We start from the raw sequence: 16,402 nt of genomic DNA, 5'->3' as shown, positions 1-16,402 counted from the left end.
CTCGATGCCTGCCCCGCGTCGATTGTCACTCAGGCCGCTGCCCCGGCGCGACCTGGGAGCCGTCCCTGTGAGACGTCCCACCCTCCAGCGCTGCCTCGGCGGCCTCGGCGGCCGCCGTACCGGCACGCTTGCGCAGCACCCAGCCGTCGATGTGCCGCTGTGGACCGGTCGAGACCGCCAGGGCGCCCGGCGGCACGTCGCGGCGTACGACGGTGCCGCCGCCGGTCACCGCGCCGTCGCCGATGCTCACCGGGGCGATGAAGGTGTTGTTGGAGCCGGTCCGGGCGTGCCGGCCGACGGTCGTGCGGTGCTTGTTGACCCCGTCGTAGTTGGCGAAGATCGTGCCGGCGCCGATGTTGGTGCCCTCGCCGATCTCCGCGTCGCCGACGTAGCTCAGGTGCGGCACCTTGGCGCCCTCGCCGATCTGCGCGTTCTTGGTCTCCACGAACGCCCCGATCTTGCCCGTGCCGCCGAGCACGGTGCCCGGCCGGAGGTAGGAGAACGGGCCGACCGTCGCGCCCGGGCCGATCACCGCGCCGGACCCGTGGGTGCGTACGACGCTCGCGCCGGCGCCGACCGTGACGTCGGTCAGCGTCGTGTCGGGCCCGACCACGGCGTCCTCCCCGACCCGGGTCGACCCGTGCAGCTGCACGCCCGGCAGCAGGGTGACGTCGGCGGCGAGCTCGACCGTGACGTCGACCCAGGTCGTGCTCGGGTCGACGACGGTGACCCCGTCCCTCATCCAGCGGGTGAGCACGCGGCGGTTCAGCTCGGCGGCGAGCCCGGCGAGCTGGGCCCGGTCGTTGACGCCCTCGGTCTGGATGACGTCCTCGACGGTGTAGGCGCCGACCGTCCGACCGGCTGCACGCGCGATCTCGACGACGTCGGTGAGGTAGTACTCGCCCTTGGCGTTGTCGTTGGTGATCTTGGTGACCGCGTCGGCGAGGAACGCCCCGTCGAAGGCGAAGATCCCGCTGTTGATCTCGCGGATGGCGGCCTGCTCGGGAGTCGCGTCCTTCTGCTCCACGATCGCGGTCACGTTGCCCTCGCCGTCGCGGAGGATCCGTCCGTAGCCGAACGGGTTCTCGAGCTCGGCGGTGAGGATGGTCAGCGCCCGTCCGGAGCCGGCGTGGTCGGCGACCAGGTCGGCCACGGTCTGCCCCTCGAGCAGTGGGGTGTCGCCGAACATGACGACCACCGTGCCGTCCGTCGTACCGGCCCGGGCGGCGAGGCTCTCCACCGCCACCCGGACGGCATGGCCGGTGCCGTCCTGGGTCTCCTGCACGGCGATCACCGGGTCGGGGACCTGCTCGAGGATGTGCGGCTCCACCTGCTCCCGTTGGTGGCCGACGACGGCGACGAGGTGCTGGGGGCGCAGCACCTGGGAGGCGGCGATGACGTGACCGATCAGGCTGCGCCCGCACATCTCGTGCAGCACCTTCATCCGCTTGGACTTCATCCGGGTGCCCTGGCCGGCGGCCAGGACGACGACGGCCAGCGGCGCAGCGCCCGATTCGGTCTTGGTCACGTGTGTGCTCCCTGGTCGAACGAGTGGTCTGGACCCCTCCGGCGCCCCCGGCGGCCGGCGCTTGGCTCCCCGGGTAGGAGTCGAACCTACGTCGCTTTGTCCGCATTCAAAGTGCGGCGGGCCCTGCCGACAGACCAACCGGGGATCGTGGGGCACACATTACGCAATCGGGCCGGGCGGCTCTCACCGAGCAGGACCTGGTCACTTACGGAGCCGTAGGTTACGGTTGCGTAGGTAAGAAATCTCCGATCGCACCCTCTGCGAGGAACACCACCTATGACCCCTCCCCCTCCCGCAACCGTCACGTCCGCACCCGAGTCGACCGCGGAGCAGCCAGAGCTGGTCACCGCGACGTGGGGCGGTGACGTTCAGTCGCGCAAGGAGCAGGTCGCGCTGGCCGTGTTCATCATCGTCCCGTTCCTGGCCGTCGCCGCGGCCGTCCCGGTCGCCTGGGGCGGCTGGCTGGGCTGGACCGACATCGCGATCATGGTGACGATGTACTGGCTGACCGGCCACGGCATCACCGTCGGTTTCCACCGGCTGTTCACGCACAAGTCCTACAAGCCCAACCGGGCGGTGAAGATCTTCTGGGCGATCGCCGGCTCGATGGCGATCCAGGGCCCGGTGATCCGTTGGGTCGCCGACCACCGCAAGCACCACAAGTTCTCCGACCGCGACGGCGACCCGCACTCGCCGTGGCGCTACGGCACCGACCTCAAGGCGCTGAGCAAGGGGTTCTGGTACGCCCACATGATGTGGCTGTTCAACCCCGAGCAGACCCCGCAGCGCAAGTACGCCCCGGACCTGATGAAGGACCGCGACCTGGTCCGGATCTCCAAGCAGTTCCCGATGTGGGTCGCGGTGTCCCTGCTGCTGCCGGCGCTGCTCGGCGGCCTGCTGACGATGTCGTGGCAGGGCGCGCTGACCGGCTTCTTCTGGGGCTCGCTGGTGCGGGTCAGCCTGCTGCACCACGTGACCTGGTCGGTCAACTCGATCTGCCACACGATCGGTGAGCGGCCGTTCCTCTCCCGCGACAAGTCCGCGAACGTGTGGTGGCTGGCGATCCCGTCGATGGGCGAGTCCTGGCACAACCTGCACCACGCCGACCCAACCTGCGCCCGGCACGGCGTGCTGCGCGGACAGGTCGACACCTCGGCCCGGGTGATCTGGTTCATGGAGAAGATGGGCTGGGTCAAGGACGTCCGCTGGCCGGTCAAGGAGCGGGTCGAAGGCAAGCTGGTGAAGAACCAGCGCCTGCCCGAGGCGGCCTGAACCCTCGTCGCCACGCGCCCCTGACATCATGGGGCGCGTGGCTGACGTGAGCGAGGAGAAGACCCGGCGCATCGGCCGCGCGCGGATGACCGCGGCGGAGCGGCGCGAGCAGCTGGTCGACATCGCCCGCGGCCTGTTCGCCGAACGCGGCTTCGACGGCACCTCGATCGAGGAGATCGCCGCCCGCGCCGGAGTCTCCAAGCCGGTGGTCTACGAGCACTTCGGCGGCAAGGAGGGCCTCTACGCCGTGGTCGTGGACCGCGAGGTCCGCCGACTGCTGGCGATGATGCAGGACTCCCTCGACGCCGCGCACCCCCGCGCCCTGCTGGAGCAGGCGGCGTTCGCGCTGCTCGACTACATCGAGCAGGCACCTGACGGGTTCCGGATCCTGGTGCGCGACTCCCCCATCGGGTCGGCCTCGGGGTCCTTCCAGTCGATCATCGGCGACATCGCCTCGCGGGTGGAGTACATCCTCGCGGCGGAGTTCGGCAACCGCGGCTTCGACCCCCAGCTGGCACCGATCTACTCGCAGATGCTGGTCGGGATGGTCGGCACGACCGGCCAGTGGTGGCTCGACGCCCGCGAGCCCGAGAAGCACGTCGTGGCCGCGCACCTGGTCAACCTCGCCTGGAACGGCCTGGCCGGCATCGAGAAGGACCCGCGGCTGCGCACCAAGCCCTAGTCGACGCCCCCGCGGCCACTTCAGGTCCTGGCCGCCAGCACCTCCACGCGGTTGCCGTTGCCGTCGGCGGTGTAGAAGCGGCGGTAGCCGGGGAAGTCGTCGTCCCAGGCAACCGGGAAGTCCCGCTCGGCCAGTCGTACGGCGGTCGCGTCGATGTCGTCGACGAGGAACGCCGGATGCGCCTTGCCGGCGGGCCGGAAGTCGGCCTCGACGCCGACGTGCACCTCCACTCCGTCGCCGCGGAACCAGCACCCGCCGCGGGCTGCGAGGACGGGCGGCTTGGCGACCTCGGGGATGCCGAGCCCGTCGGCGTAGAACGCCCGGGCGGCGTCCTCGCCGCCGGCGGGACAGGAGACCTGGACGTGGTGCAGCATCATGCGCTCTCTCCTCCTAGGTAGAGCTTCATGCCGACGTGGGAGGGCACGAAGCCGAGTCGCTGGTAGAACTCCTGGGCCCGCTCGCGGGCGCGGTTGGTGGTCAGCTCGACACGGACGGCACCCCGCTCGCGCGCCACCCCGACGATGTGGTCCATGAGCTCGCGGCCGAGGCCGAGCCCGCGGTGGTCGGAGCGCACGCGCACCGACTCCACCTGGCACATCAGCCCGCCGACGTAGGTCAGGTGCCGGACCCAGGTCAGCTGCGCGGTCGCGACCACCTGCCCGTCGAGCTCGCCGACGAGGAGCTGCTGGTGGGCGTCGGCGGTGATCTCGTCGAACGCGGAGGCGTACGCCTCCGGCGGCACCTCGGACTCGTCGACCTCACGGATCACGTCCTCGTGCAGCAGGGCGACGATCGCCGACAGGTCCGCCCGCTCCGCCTCGCGGATGATCACGACCGCTCCCCGGCGGCCTGTGCGACGACGAAGACCCGCCTGAAGGGCAGCACCGTGCCGTGCGGACCCGATGGGTAGGCGGTCCGCAGCATCGCGCGGTACTCCGCCTCGAACTCCTCGCGCAGGCCGTCGGGCAGCGCCTGGAGCACCGGCCTGGCCCCGGTCCCGCTGATCCAGGTGAAGACCGGGTCCTCGCCGGTCAGCAGGTGCAGGTAGGTCGTCTCCCACGCGTCGACGCGGCAGCCGAGTCCGAGCAGTGCGTCGAGGTACACCTCGGGTCCGTGCGCGGCCGGGCGGGCGACGCCCTCGACGTGCCGCGCGAACCTCTCGTCGGCCGCCAGTTCGTGCAGCAGCACGTGGCTCGGCTCGGCGAAGTTGCCGGGGACCTGGAACGCGAACCAGCCACCCGGGGCCACCTGCTCGACCAGCTGCGGCAGCAGGTCGAGATGGCCGGGCACCCACTGCAGCGTGGCGTTGGAGACGAGTACGTCGACCGGCCGCTCGGCACGCCACTCCCGCAGGTCGGCGACGTCGAACCGGACACCGTCCACCCCTGCCTCACGGGCACGGGCGATCATCTCCGGGGAGGAGTCGAGGCCGGTGACCTGGCCCGAGGGCCAGCGCTGCCGGAGCCGGCCGGTGAGGTTGCCGGGGCCGCAGCCCAGGTCCACAACCTGCGCGGGGTCGGTCGCGCCCACCCGTGCCAGCAGGTCGGCGAAGGGCCGTCCTCGCTCGTCGGCGTAGGTGAGGTACCGCTCCGGGTCCCAGGTGTGGTCGGCCATCGCACCCTCCAAGTATCTTGATGTCAAGATACATCGTGTCGGCCAGATCTCTCGATGTCAAGAATCTCGACGGGTAGCATGAAGGTCATGCGCGACGAAGTGGACCGGCTGCTCGAGGACTGGCAACGCGAGCGACCCGACCTCGACCTGGCCCCGATGCAGGTGCTCAGCCGGGTGAGCAGGTTGGGCCACCACCTCGACCGCGCCCGTCGGGCGTCGTTCGCCGACCACGGCCTGGAGCCGTGGGAGTTCGACGTCCTCGCCGCGCTGCGCCGCGCCGGCACCCCCTACGAGCTCTCCCCCGGCCGGCTGATCCGGGAGACCCTGGTGACCAGCGGCACGATGACCAACCGGGTGGACCGGCTCGTCACGCGCGGCCTGGTCGAGCGGCTGCCGGACCCGCACGACCGGCGCGGTGTGCTCGTGCGCCTGACCGACGCCGGCCGCCGTACCGTCGACGGCGCGCTGGCCAGCCTGCTCGACCGCGAGCGCGAGCTGCTCGCCGGCCTCGACCCCAAGGCGCAGCAGCGGCTGGCGTCGCTGCTGCGCGACCTGGTCGCCCCCTTCGAGCCCGAGCAGTAGCCCCCGCCCCCCAAGTAATGCGGGGTTATGGACGCTCCACACGCTTCACACCGCGGAGGAACCGTCCACAGCACGGAGGAAGACCCCGGTGCTACTCCAGCACCGACGCGGCCTCGAGCCACTCCTCCTCGAGCGCCTCCTTCTCGGCGAGCACGGCCTGGAGCTTGTCGTTCAGCTCCCCGAGCCGCTCGTAGTCGGTCGCGTGCTCGACCAGCTGCGCGTGCAGCTCCTCCTCGCGGTTGGTCACCTTGGTCAGCTGCCGCTCGATGCGCGCCATCGCCTTGCGCGCCTCCCGCTGCTCGGCCGACGAGGCGCCGGAGGACGCCGAGCCGGAGGACGCCGAGCCGGAGGACGCCGCACCCGAGGACGCGGGCCCCGACGAGGGCCCGGCCGCCGTGACCGCCCCGGCCGTCCCCTGCGCGGCGGGACCACCGACGGCGAGCATCGCCTCGCGGCGCTCGAGGTACTCCTCCACCCCGCGCGGCAGCATCCGGACCTGGCCGTCGCCCAGCAGCGCCCACACCGTGTCGCAGGTGCGCTCGAGGAAGTACCGGTCGTGGGAGACCACCACGAGCGTGCCCGGCCAGCCGTCGAGGAAGTCCTCGAGCACGGTGAGCGTCTCGATGTCGAGGTCGTTGGTGGGCTCGTCGAGCAGCAGCACGTTGGGCTCGGTCAGCAGGATGCGCAGCAGCTGGAACCGGCGCCGCTCACCACCGGACAGGTCGCCGATCCGGGTGGTCAGCCGGTCGCCGGTGAAGCCGAACCGCTCCAGCATCGACGAGGCGGTGACCTCGCCGGTCGCCGTCCTGGTCACCCGCTTGATCGCCTCGACCGCGTCGAGCACCCGGTCCTGCGGGTCCAGCGCCGGCGCCGCACCGGTCGCGTCACCTTCGAGGGACTGGCTGAGCTGGGCGATCGCCACCGTCTTGCCGCGCTTCACCCGTCCCGCGGCCGGCGCCAGGTCGCCGGCGAGCATCCGCAGCACCGAGGTCTTCCCGGCCCCGTTGACGCCGACCAGCCCGACCCGGTCGCCGGGGCCGAGCCGCCAGGTGGCGTGGTCGAGCAGCACCTTGTCGCCGCGGGCGAGCGTCACGTCCTCCACGTCGAGCACGTCCTTGCCCAGCCGCTGGGTGGCGAACCGCTGGAGCTCCAGGGTGTCGCGTGGCGGCGGCTCGTTCTCGATCAGCGCGTTGGCGGCGTCGATGCGGAACTTGGGCTTCGAGGTCCGGGCGGGCGCCCCCCGGCGCAGCCAGGCGAGCTCCTTGCGCATCAGGTTCTGCCGGCGAGCCTCGGAGGCCGCGGCCTGCCGCTGCCGCTCTGCCTTGGCGAGCACGAACGCCGCGTAGCCGCCGTCGTAGACGTCGACGACGCCGTCGTGCACCTCCCACGTCGTGTCGCAGACCGCGTCGAGGAACCAGCGGTCGTGGGTGACCACCACCAGCGCGGAGGTACGGCGGGCAAGGTGCTGCGCGAGCCAGGACACCGCCTCGACGTCGAGGTGGTTGGTCGGCTCGTCGAGCACGATCAGGTCGTGCTCGCCGAGCAGCAGCCGGGCCAGGGAGCAGCGCCGCCGCTCGCCACCGGAGAGCGCGGCCACCTCCCGGTCCAGCGGGACGCCGGCGAGCAGCACCTCGACGATCTCGCGGGTGAAGGAGTCGGCCGCCCACTCGTGCTCTGCGAGCTCGCCGAGCACGGCCCGCTGGACGGTCGCGGCCGGGTCGAGGTCGTCGCCCTGGGTGAGGTACCCCAGGTGCAGGCCGCGCGATCGCGACACCCGCCCCTGGTCGGGCTCCTCGAGACCGCCGACGATCCGCAGCAGGGTGGTCTTCCCGTCACCGTTGCGACCGACCACGCCCACGCGCTCGCCCGCGCCGATGCCGAGGCTCACGCCGTCGAGCAGCGGCCGGATCCCGTAGGACTTGTGGACGCGCTCGAGGTTGACGAGGTTCGGTGCAGGGGTGGCCATCAGGGGGCTATCGCATCACAGCGCCGCGACGACGTGCGCGCCGGGCGCCGGCGCCGGCGCGACCAGGGCCGTGACGCCGGCCTCCCGGAGGTGGTCGCGGACGGCGAGGGCGTGTGCCTCCTCCGCGGCGAGGAACAGGCAGGTCGGCCCGGACCCCGACAGCAGCGACCCGAGCGCCGGGGGCTCGCCGCCGAGCTTCAGCAGGCCCGCCAGGTCGGGGCGCAGGGCCAGGGCCGGCCCCTCGAGGTCGTTGCCCAGCGCGGCGGCCAGCGCGGCGGGGTCGCCGGTCGTGAGCGCGTCGAGCAGGCCACCGGGGACCTCCGGCTCCGGCACGACCGCCCCGGCGTGGCGCCGGTCGAACTCCGCGAACACCGCCGGGGTGGACAGCCCGGTCTCCGAGGTGGCCACCACCCACCAGTAGCTGCCGGCGTCATCGACCGGGGTCACCAGCTCGCCGCGCCCGGCCCCGGCGGCGGTCCCGCCGACGAGACAGAACGGCACGTCGCTGCCGAGCTCGGCGGCCAGCCGGAGCAGCTCGTCGCGGGGCAGGTCGAGCCCCCACAGCTCGTGGCAGGCGAGCAGCGCCGCAGCGCCGTCGGTGCTCCCGCCCGCCATCCCGCCGGCGACCGGGATCCGCTTGTGGATGCTCATCTCCACCGCGGCGTCGGCGACTCCGGCGTGCTCGGCGAGCAGGGCGGCGGCGCGGAGCGCGAGGTTCCCCGGCCCGGTCGGTACGTCGGTCACGTCCACGCCGTCCCCCACCACGCTGAGGGTGGTGGCCGAGGAACGGCGGACCGTGACCTCGTCGTACAGGCCGATCGCCTGGTAGACGGTGGCGAGGGTGTGGAAGCCGTCGGGACGTGCCGGCCCCACGCCGAGGTGCAGGTTGATCTTGGCCGGAGCCGCGACGGTGACCGAGCCGGGGACGGGGTGGTTCACGCCGCCCCACCCTGCCGTCCGAGCGCGAGTCCCTCGGCGACGCGGGCGAACTCCTCGACGCCGAGCGACTCCCCGCGCGCCATCGGGCTGACCCCGGCGTGCGCGAGCGCGGCCTCGGCGGCCTCCGCGGAGCCGGCCATCGCCTTCAGCGTGGAGCGGAGCGTCTTGCGGCGCTGGGCGAACGCGGCGTCGATCACCGCGAACACCTGCTCGCGGCTCACCGAGACCGCCGGCGGGTCGCGGCGCTCCCACGCGACGAGACCGGAGTCGACGTTGGGCGCCGGCCAGAACACGTTGCGTCCGATGGCGCCCGCGCGCCGGACGTCGGCGTACCACGCGGCCTTCACCGACGGCACGCCGTAGGTGCGTGACCCGGGAGGTGCGGCGAGCCGGTCGGCGACCTCGGACTGCACCATCACCAGGCCCTTGCGCAGCGACGGCAGCAGGGAGAGCAGGTGCAGGAGCACCGGCACCGAGACGTTGTAGGGCAGGTTCGCCACCAGCGCGGTGGGCGCCGGTCCGGGCAGCGAGGTCACCCGCAGCGCGTCGGCCTCGACGACCTCGAGCCGGTCGGCGTGGTCGGGGGCGAACTCTGCGACCGTCCCCGGCAGCGCGGCGGCCAGCACCGGGTCGACCTCGATCGCGACCACGCGCGAGACGCTGCCGAGCAGCGCGAGGGTCAGCGAGCCGAGGCCCGGGCCGACCTCGACCACGACGTCGTCGGGCTCGAGCTCGGCGGCGCGGACGATCCGGCGGACGGTGTTGGCGTCGATCACGAAGTTCTGCCCGCGCTGCTTGGTGGGCCGGATCCCGAGCGACTTGGCCAGCGAACGCACATCCGCCGGACCGAGAAGCCTCGGTCCGGCGGATGTCATGTCCTCGCTCACGCGGACGAGCCTAGAGGCTCCTCCGGTGGGTCACTGGGGCAGGCCGAGCTGCTGCGAGCAGTGCGGCCAGGAGCCGTAGCCGCCGTTGGCGTCACGGACCTTCTCCGCGATCGCGATCTGGGTCTCGCGGCTCTGCTCGTGCGGGTAGCCCGGGCCGCCGTACGCCTGCCAGGTGCTCAGGCTGAACTGGAGGCCGCCGTAGTAGCCGTTGCCGGTGTTGATCGCCCAGTTGCCACCGGACTCGCACTGTGCGAGCTGGTCCCAGACGGTGTCGCCGCTGGCGAAGTTCGCCTTCGGCGCCGGCTGCGACTTGGTGCCGACCTTGACGATCGCGTCGACCGGCTCGCGGAGCACGGTGGTCTCCAGCGCCTTGCGCTTGACCAGCTTGCCGTTCTCGTAGCGCAGCTTGTAGAGCACCTTCTGCGAGCCGTCGCGGCCCTCGCGGACGGTCTCGGTCTCGCCCTCGAACATCGAGTCGTCGGAGCGCTCGGTGGTGCCGAAGTCGACCGCCTCGGTGACCTTGCGGGTCACGACGCGGACCTTGGTCACCACGATCTTGTCGCCGTCCTCGATCTCGGCGTTGCGGCCGGGCTTGATCTCGTCGAGCTTGCCGACCTTCACCCCGAGGTCGTCGAGCGCCTCGGAGACGGTGAGCGCCGGGACGGTCACGGTGCGGACCTTGCGCGGCCCGTGCTTCAGGGCGATGCGCTTGGGGGTGACCACGTCGAGGTCGAGACCCTCACGCGAGATCTCCGCACCACGGCTGACCGACAGCTCGGCGCCGTCGTAGCGCAGGCCGAGCTCGTCGAGCGCGGAGTTCACGTCGGTGGCGGTGACCCAGTAGCTCTTCTCCTCGCCGTCCACGGTGAGAGCGAGCTCCCGGGCGTAGCGGACCGCGATCCGGGTGCCGTCGTTGACCCTGCTGTCGAGTGCCGGCGCGACCACGTCGCGCTCCCCCACCTCGACGCCCTCGGCCTCGAGCACGTCGGCGACGGTGCCGCCGAGGGTGCTGACCTGGTCGGCCTCACCGTCCACGGACAGGGTGACGGTCTTGCTCATCGCGGCGTAGCCGACGGTGGTGGCGAGAAGCGCGGCGACCACACCCACCACGAGGGCGACGAGGGTCAGGCGGCTCTTGCTGAGAAGTGCGATGGAACTCCGCACGATGCTCCAATGATGGTGCTCCCCGGGCCGCAGGACGTCCGGCGCACGTGGGACACAGAGGCTCCCCCCACGCTCCGGCCAGGGGCCGGGAACCTGCGAGAACCCTCTTCGGCGCCGTCCGAAAGCTTCCCCACTCCCGGCCAACAGTCACAAGACGATAACGGCGATGCTTCCCCCGACAAAGCCGAACCACGCCGATCGTGACTCGATTCACGGAGTTGACTAGTCAGATCGGGCTACGTGCAGGGGTCGATTACCGCCCCCACGGGCCCCCGAACGCCGCGTCGGTGTTCGCGTCGACCGCCTCGCAGAGCTCCTCGAGATCGGCACCGAGGGTCTGCGCCATCGACCGCAGCGTGACCGGGACCAGGTACGACGCGTTCGGCCGGCCGCGGTAGGGCATCGGGGTGAGGTACGGCGCGTCGGTCTCGACGAGGACCCTGTCGCGCGGGGTGACCCGCAGCGCCTCGCGCAGCGGCTCGGCGTTCTTGAAGGTCACGGTGCCGGCGAACGACAGCCACGCTCCCCGGTCGAGGCAGGCCCGGGCGAAGTCGGCGTCGCCGGAGAAGCAGTGCATCACCACCCGGTCGGGCACGCCCTCCTCGTCGAGGATCCGCAGCACGTCGTCGTGCGCGTCCCGGTCGTGGATGACCAGGGTCTTGTCGAGCCGCTTGGCCAGGTCGATGTGGCGGCGGAACGACTCGTGCTGCGCGGCGCGGCCGTGCTCGCCGGTGCGGAAGTAGTCCAGGCCGGTCTCGCCCACCGCGCGGACCCGGTCGCTGCTCGCGGCGAGCCGCTCGATCACCGCGAGCGCCTCGTCGAGCCTGCCGTCCGCGGCGAGCAGCGGCGCCTCGTTGGGGTGCAGCGCGACCCCGGCGACCAGCGCGTCGAAGCGTTCCGCGGCGTCCACGGCCCACTGGGCACCGGGCAGGTCACAGCCGATCTGCACGATCCTCGGGACGCCGACCGCCGCGGCCTCGGCGAGCGCCTCCTCGACCGGGAGCCAGGAGCCGTCGGCGATGTCGAGGTGGCAGTGGTTGTCCACCACCGGGCGAGGCAGCGGCTCCGGTGCCGGGGGCCGGCTGCGGTCACGCCGCTCACCCGAGTCGCCCTTCTCGGCACGGTCACGGATCGGTGCGTCGGGTGCCATGCGGCGGAGTCTACGAGGGGCGGCTACGCCTTCTTGTGCACGGCGTCGTAGACCACCCGCTTGGGCAGTCCGGCCAGCCTCGCGACCTCGAGGATCGCGTCCTTGCGCGTGCTGCCCTGCGCCTCGGCGTCGGCGACCAGCTCGGCCAGCGAGGCCGGGTCGGTGGGCACGTCGGCGGTCGCGGTCGCTCCCTCGACGACCAGCGTCACCTCGCCGCGGACCCCGTCGGCGGCCCATGCGGCGAGGTCGGCCAGCCCTGCCCGTCGTACCTCCTCGTGGGTCTTGGTCAGCTCCCGGCACACGGCCGCCCGGCGGTCGGCGCCGAACGCATCGGCCATCGCGGCGAGTGTCGCCTCGGTCCGGTGCGGTGCCTCGAAGAAGACCATCGTCCGCTCCTCCGCGGCCAGCGCCCCCAGCCGCCGCGCGCGCTCGCCGGCCTTGCGGGGCAGGAACCCCTCGAAGCAGAACCGGTCCACCGGCAGCCCGGAGACCGCGAGTGCGGTGAGCACCGCCGAGGGCCCCGGTACGGCGGTCACCCGGACGTCGCGCTCGACGGCGGCGGCGACGAGCCGGTAGCCGGGGTCGGACACCGACGGCATCCCGGCGTCGGTGACCAGCAGCACCCGCTGCCCCTCCTCGAGGGCCTCCACCAGCTGCGGGGTCCGGGCGGCCTCGTTGCCCTCGAAGTAGGACACCACCCGGCCGGCGATCTCCACGCCGAGGTCGGCGCAGAGCCGCTTGAGCCGGCGGGTGTCCTCGGCGGCGACGACGTCGGCGCCGGCGAGCTCCTCGGCCAGCCGGGGCGGCGCGTCGGCCACCTGCCCGATCGGGGTGGCCGCGAGGACGAGGACGCCGGAGTGGTTCACCCGGCGCATCATGCCACCGGCCTAGCATGGGCGCGTGACGACGACCCTGGAGCCGCCTCCGCGTGAGCACCGGCGGACGATGGGGCTGTCCCGCACCGCCGACGGCCGCCCCGTCCCGAGCGCGCGTCGCCGCCTGGTCCCCGTCTCACGCGGGCTCGACCGCCGTACCGGCTGGGTGGCGACCCTGGTCGTCACCGCCCTGGCCGGGTTCCTGCGCTTCTGGCGGCTCGGGAACCCGCACGAGTTCCTGTTCGACGAGACCTACTACGCCAAGGACGCCTGGTCGCTGCTGAAGAACGGGTTCACCACCGGCTACGTCGACGGGGCGAACAACAAGATCCTCGTCGGCCGGCTCGACGGCCTGTTCACCGACTCGCCGAGCATGATCGTGCACCCCGAGGTCGGCAAGTGGCTGATCGCGCTGGGCGAGGCGGCGTTCGGGATGGACCCGTTCGGGTGGCGGGTCGCCTCGGCCGTCGTCGGCACGCTGTCGGTGCTGGTGATGATCCGGCTCGCGCGGCGGCTGACCGGGTCGACGCTGCTCGGCTGCACCGCGGGCCTGCTGCTGGCCTTCGACGGGCTGCACTTCGCGATGTCGCGGCTGGCGCTGCTGGACATCTTCATGACCTTCTTCCTGCTGGCCGCGGTGGCTGCCCTGGTCGCCGACCGGGACTGGACCCGGCTGCGGATGGCCCGGCTCACCCCGGTCGGCTGGACCGCGTCCGCCTCGGACTGGGGGCCGGTGCGCGGGCTGCTGTTCCGGCCGTGGCTGCTGGTCGCCGGCGTGCTGTTCGGGCTCGCGGTGGGGACCAAGTGGAACGCGCTGTTCCCGTTGGCGGCGTTCGGCCTACTGGTGTGGGCGTGGAACGCGGGCGCCCGCCGCTCCCTCGGCATCCGGCGGGCGTGGCTGCGCTCGGCGCTGGTCGACGCGGTCCCGGCGTTCGTGCACCTGGTCGTGGTCGCCTTCGTCGTCTACGTGCTGTCCTGGACCGGCTGGCTGATGCATGCCGCGGAGTACGAGCAGGCGCTCTCCGACACCCAGTACGGGCCCTACTGGGGCTCCTACATCGAGACCGACGCCGAGGGACTCGGCGAGGTCACCCAGTCACTGCGGTCGCTGTGGAACTACCACCAGGACGTCTACACCTTCCACACCCAGGGCCTGCTGGAGTCCGAGCACGTCTACCAGTCCGACCCCAAGGGCTGGCTGGTGCTGAACCGGCCGGTGGGCGTCGACGCGGACCTCGACATCCAGCCGGGACAGCAGGGCTGCGAGGCGGCCGAGGGCAGCACCTGCCTGCGCCAGATCCTGTTGCTCGGAACCCCGGTGCTCTGGTGGGGCGGGGCGCTCGCGCTCGGCTACGCGCTGTTCGCCTGGGCGGCCAGGAGGGACTGGCGGTTCGGTGTCGCCGTGGTCGGCGCGGCCGCGACCTGGCTGCCGTGGCTGAGGTACGACGACCGCCCGATCTTCTCGTTCTACGCGCTCGCCACGCTGCCGTTCACGGTGATCGCGGTGACCCTGCTCATCGGGCACCTGCTCGGCACCGCGCGCACGTCGTACCGCCGCCGGATGTGGGGCGCCGCCGTCGCCGGGGCGTTCGTGGTGCTCGTCGTGGTGAACTTCGCCTGGTTCTGGCCGGTGTACACCGACGAGCTGGTCACCACCCGGGAGTGGCTGCAGCGGATCTGGTTCCGGGCCTGGATCTGACCCCGGCTCAGCGGCCGTAGACCCGCTGCGCGACTGCCTTCTTCGCCTCGACCAGCCCGGCCAGTGCCGTGCCGAAACCGGCGTCGCCGTGCGTCTCGGGGGCCGGCTCGCCCGGGGTGCCGATCACCCAGCGCGAGCCCTTGTCGACCAGGTCCTGGTGGCCGACGTCGTCGTAGCCGGCCTTGATCGGGAACGCGACACCCCACGCGCCGGCGGCGGCTGCAGCCAGGTGGAGCGCCTCCCGCGTGGTGATCCAGCGCTGGCCACGGCGCGCGGGGAGACCTTCGCGCCAGACCTCGGTGAACGGGTAGAAGCGCATCCCCGGCAGCTGGGACTCGACCAGCTCGAAGACCACGCGGTCCTGGCCCGGGATGGCCTCGACGTAGCCGATCTTCTCCGGCCGCAGTCCCCACGCCTTGGCGGTCTCGACGACGCTGGTCGCGAGAGCCTCGACGTCACCGTCGAGGAGGTCGGACTGCATGCAGACCATGGTGGACACGCTGTCGCGCTGGTCGTAGACGTCGGCGCTCTCACCGAGCAGGGCGTCGTCGCCGGTGTCGGTGGCGGCTTCGCTCGAGAGCAGCGCGCGAGACTGGGCGTCCCGGACGTCGAGCACCGCGAAGCCGGTGGTGAGCTCGTCGAGCAGCGCAGCCGGAGCCGCGCCGGGCAGCAGGCCGTTGCCGGTCATCGCCACGTGCTTGCCGAAGTCCGCGGCGAGCGCCTGCCCGGCGGCCAGGAAGGTCAGGTGACGAGGCCAGATCGCGTTGACGTAGCCGCCTCCGATCACGTGGAAGACGTCGACGGTCTGCAGCAGCTCGATGCCCGCGGCCCGGTGGGCGTAGCCGAAGCCGGGCTGGCGGACCGCCTGCGCCGCGAACCGGACGACCTCGTCGGGGTCCTCGCTCGGCGCCGCCCAGCCGATCCGGAACAGCGTGTCGACGAACCGGACGTGGGGGTGGAGGTCGCCGAGGAAGAGCTGGGCGCCGCCGGGGTTCGGGCAGTCGAGGTACACCTCCGCGTCGGGCTCGGTCGCCGCCAGGTGACGCAGCCAGGCCGCCGCGACGGCCTCGTCGCCGTAGTACGGGTAGCCCGAGGACCCCACCAGATAGATCCGGCGACCTGCCATGCGTTTGACTCCTCAGCTCCTCGAGGGACGGTGCCGTCCGCCCGTACCCGGCGCTGCGAAGGCTAACGCACCGGAGCGCGCGCGAGGCGGCACCGCGCGGGGTCGGCCCGCCGGACCCGAGCCGTGACCGGACCAGACATTTCACAAGGGCGCAATGATTTCGAGCCGCCAGACGTTCTTATTCGTGGGTTGGCTTACTCGAGCCGATCTCCTCCATAGAGACACCCCCGGCCGGTCCCCCACATACTGCCGGGGGTGTTTCGTGTGCGCGGCCCCGCGGGGGGCCCGGCCCGGGGACGGATCCGGCGAACCCGGCATCCCGGGCGTCGGCTCGCTCACAACCTTCGGGGGCGTACCGACACACGGGTGACACAAGGTGCATAGCCTGCTGGCGAACTGGCTTCGGGCTTGCCACCATCGTGTGCGGCACGGGTCATTCCCCCCAGCTCGGACCCGCCCGCCACCCAGCGCCCGAGTCCCCGGAGCAACCATGAACGAATACCGCCTGCCCATCACGAGCAGCGTCGTCGTCGACCTCGTCGGACCTGAGGGTCCGACCCCGGTGGAGGCCAACCTCCACTACGACCCGACCGACCCCTACGCGGTCGCCGTGCACTTCCTCGTGGACGGTACGACGGTCCGGTGGGTGTTCAGCCGCGAGCTGTTGATGAGCGGCGTGCACGAACCGGTCGGCGAGGGTGACGTCCGGGTCTCCCCGTCCCTGGACCCCGACGGCCGGGCGGCGCTGCTCCTCACGCTGCAGTCCCCGGCCGGGCGGGCCGTGATCAAGATGCGCTCCCGCGACGTGCTCGACTTCCTCGCGCACACGTCGCGCGCGGTGTGGCCGGGCACCGAGAGCGACCACGTCGACCGCGACGCGGCCGTCAGCGCGCTGGTCGGCGACTGAGACCCCGGGCG

At 72.3% G+C, this 16,402-nt stretch carries 16 protein-coding genes and 1 tRNA gene; 5 read left to right on the top strand and 12 right to left on the bottom strand.

What is annotated here, in order from left to right; genetic code table 11:
* Positions 1–25: 25 nt before the first annotated feature.
* Both glmU and ACYVIH_RS12660 read right to left on the bottom strand, forming a co-directional pair.
* On the bottom strand, positions 26–1,528 hold the full coding sequence (gene glmU / locus ACYVIH_RS12665; RefSeq protein ID WP_460869810.1) for a bifunctional UDP-N-acetylglucosamine diphosphorylase/glucosamine-1-phosphate N-acetyltransferase GlmU: 1,503 nt from the start codon (positions 1,526–1,528) through the stop codon (positions 26–28).
* A gap of 62 nt (positions 1,529–1,590) precedes the next feature.
* Positions 1,591–1,673: transfer RNA gene (locus ACYVIH_RS12660), tRNA-Gln, on the bottom strand.
* A gap of 131 nt (positions 1,674–1,804) precedes the next feature.
* Here ACYVIH_RS12660 and ACYVIH_RS12655 point away from each other — a divergent pair.
* Positions 1,805–2,800 carry an acyl-CoA desaturase gene (locus ACYVIH_RS12655; RefSeq protein WP_460869809.1) on the top strand — a complete coding sequence of 332 codons (996 nt, stop codon included), beginning with the start codon at positions 1,805–1,807 and terminating at the stop codon, positions 2,798–2,800.
* Between the two features lie 85 nt (positions 2,801–2,885).
* The gene (locus ACYVIH_RS12650; RefSeq protein WP_460869960.1) at positions 2,886–3,482 is read left to right on the top strand and encodes a TetR family transcriptional regulator; all 597 of its coding nucleotides are present in this window, start codon (positions 2,886–2,888) and stop codon (positions 3,480–3,482) included.
* Between the two features lie 20 nt (positions 3,483–3,502).
* On the opposite strand, the gene ACYVIH_RS12645 is transcribed toward ACYVIH_RS12650, so the two are convergent.
* Genes ACYVIH_RS12645 through ACYVIH_RS12635 form a run of 3 tightly spaced genes read right to left on the bottom strand, consistent with a single transcriptional unit; the run spans position 3,503 to position 5,096 of the window.
* Positions 3,503–3,859, bottom strand: coding sequence for a VOC family protein (locus ACYVIH_RS12645; RefSeq protein ID WP_460869808.1), 357 nt, complete (start codon positions 3,857–3,859; stop codon positions 3,503–3,505).
* The gene (locus ACYVIH_RS12640) at positions 3,856–4,314 is read right to left on the bottom strand and encodes a GNAT family N-acetyltransferase (protein ID WP_460869807.1); all 459 of its coding nucleotides are present in this window, start codon (positions 4,312–4,314) and stop codon (positions 3,856–3,858) included. Before ACYVIH_RS12640 ends, ACYVIH_RS12645 begins: the two co-directional genes overlap by 4 nt.
* Positions 4,311–5,096 carry a trans-aconitate 2-methyltransferase gene (locus ACYVIH_RS12635; protein WP_460869806.1) on the bottom strand — a complete coding sequence of 262 codons (786 nt, stop codon included), beginning with the start codon at positions 5,094–5,096 and terminating at the stop codon, positions 4,311–4,313. Before ACYVIH_RS12635 ends, ACYVIH_RS12640 begins: the two co-directional genes overlap by 4 nt.
* Before the next feature lie 87 nt (positions 5,097–5,183).
* Between ACYVIH_RS12635 and ACYVIH_RS12630 the strand changes: the two genes are divergently transcribed.
* Complete coding sequence (locus tag ACYVIH_RS12630; RefSeq protein ID WP_460869805.1) at positions 5,184–5,678, top strand: MarR family winged helix-turn-helix transcriptional regulator; 495 nt, start codon at positions 5,184–5,186, stop codon at positions 5,676–5,678.
* A 91-nt stretch (positions 5,679–5,769) separates the two neighbouring features.
* Here the strand turns inward: ACYVIH_RS12630 and ACYVIH_RS12625 are convergent, their stop codons facing one another.
* The 6 genes from ACYVIH_RS12625 to rsmI form a co-directional block, all read right to left on the bottom strand.
* Positions 5,770–7,644, bottom strand: coding sequence for an ABC-F family ATP-binding cassette domain-containing protein (locus ACYVIH_RS12625; RefSeq protein WP_460869804.1), 1,875 nt, complete (start codon positions 7,642–7,644; stop codon positions 5,770–5,772).
* A 15-nt stretch (positions 7,645–7,659) separates the two neighbouring features.
* Positions 7,660–8,583, bottom strand: a complete 924-nt coding sequence (locus ACYVIH_RS12620) for a 4-(cytidine 5'-diphospho)-2-C-methyl-D-erythritol kinase (RefSeq protein WP_460869803.1) — start codon at positions 8,581–8,583, stop codon at positions 7,660–7,662.
* Positions 8,580–9,458 carry a 16S rRNA (adenine(1518)-N(6)/adenine(1519)-N(6))-dimethyltransferase RsmA gene (gene rsmA, locus ACYVIH_RS12615; RefSeq protein WP_460869959.1) on the bottom strand — a complete coding sequence of 293 codons (879 nt, stop codon included), beginning with the start codon at positions 9,456–9,458 and terminating at the stop codon, positions 8,580–8,582. Before rsmA ends, ACYVIH_RS12620 begins: the two co-directional genes overlap by 4 nt.
* A gap of 42 nt (positions 9,459–9,500) precedes the next feature.
* On the bottom strand, positions 9,501–10,634 hold the full coding sequence (locus ACYVIH_RS12610) for a transglycosylase family protein (protein WP_460869802.1): 1,134 nt from the start codon (positions 10,632–10,634) through the stop codon (positions 9,501–9,503).
* A gap of 253 nt (positions 10,635–10,887) precedes the next feature.
* The gene (locus ACYVIH_RS12605; RefSeq protein ID WP_460869801.1) at positions 10,888–11,784 is read right to left on the bottom strand and encodes a TatD family hydrolase; all 897 of its coding nucleotides are present in this window, start codon (positions 11,782–11,784) and stop codon (positions 10,888–10,890) included.
* 23 nt (positions 11,785–11,807) lie between these two features.
* Positions 11,808–12,659, bottom strand: coding sequence for a 16S rRNA (cytidine(1402)-2'-O)-methyltransferase (gene rsmI / locus ACYVIH_RS12600; protein ID WP_460869958.1), 852 nt, complete (start codon positions 12,657–12,659; stop codon positions 11,808–11,810).
* 25 nt (positions 12,660–12,684) lie between these two features.
* Between rsmI and ACYVIH_RS12595 the strand changes: the two genes are divergently transcribed.
* Positions 12,685–14,358: a dolichyl-phosphate-mannose--protein mannosyltransferase gene (locus ACYVIH_RS12595; protein ID WP_460869800.1), complete on the top strand. Its 1,674-nt coding sequence runs from the start codon at positions 12,685–12,687 to the stop codon at positions 14,356–14,358.
* 7 nt (positions 14,359–14,365) lie between these two features.
* Here the strand turns inward: ACYVIH_RS12595 and ACYVIH_RS12590 are convergent, their stop codons facing one another.
* Positions 14,366–15,484, bottom strand: a complete 1,119-nt coding sequence (locus tag ACYVIH_RS12590; RefSeq protein ID WP_460869799.1) for a hypothetical protein — start codon at positions 15,482–15,484, stop codon at positions 14,366–14,368.
* 490 nt (positions 15,485–15,974) lie between these two features.
* On the opposite strand from ACYVIH_RS12590, the gene ACYVIH_RS12585 reads away from it, so the two are divergent.
* Positions 15,975–16,391 (top strand): SsgA family sporulation/cell division regulator, encoded by a 417-nt coding sequence (locus ACYVIH_RS12585; protein ID WP_460869798.1) that lies wholly within the window; start codon positions 15,975–15,977, stop codon positions 16,389–16,391.
* Positions 16,392–16,402 lie beyond the last annotated feature (11 nt).

It is taken from the genome of Nocardioides pakistanensis (assembly GCF_054781215.1).
The sequence above is the reverse complement of the archived record's forward strand: the minus strand, read 5'-3'. Positions and strand labels throughout refer to the sequence as shown.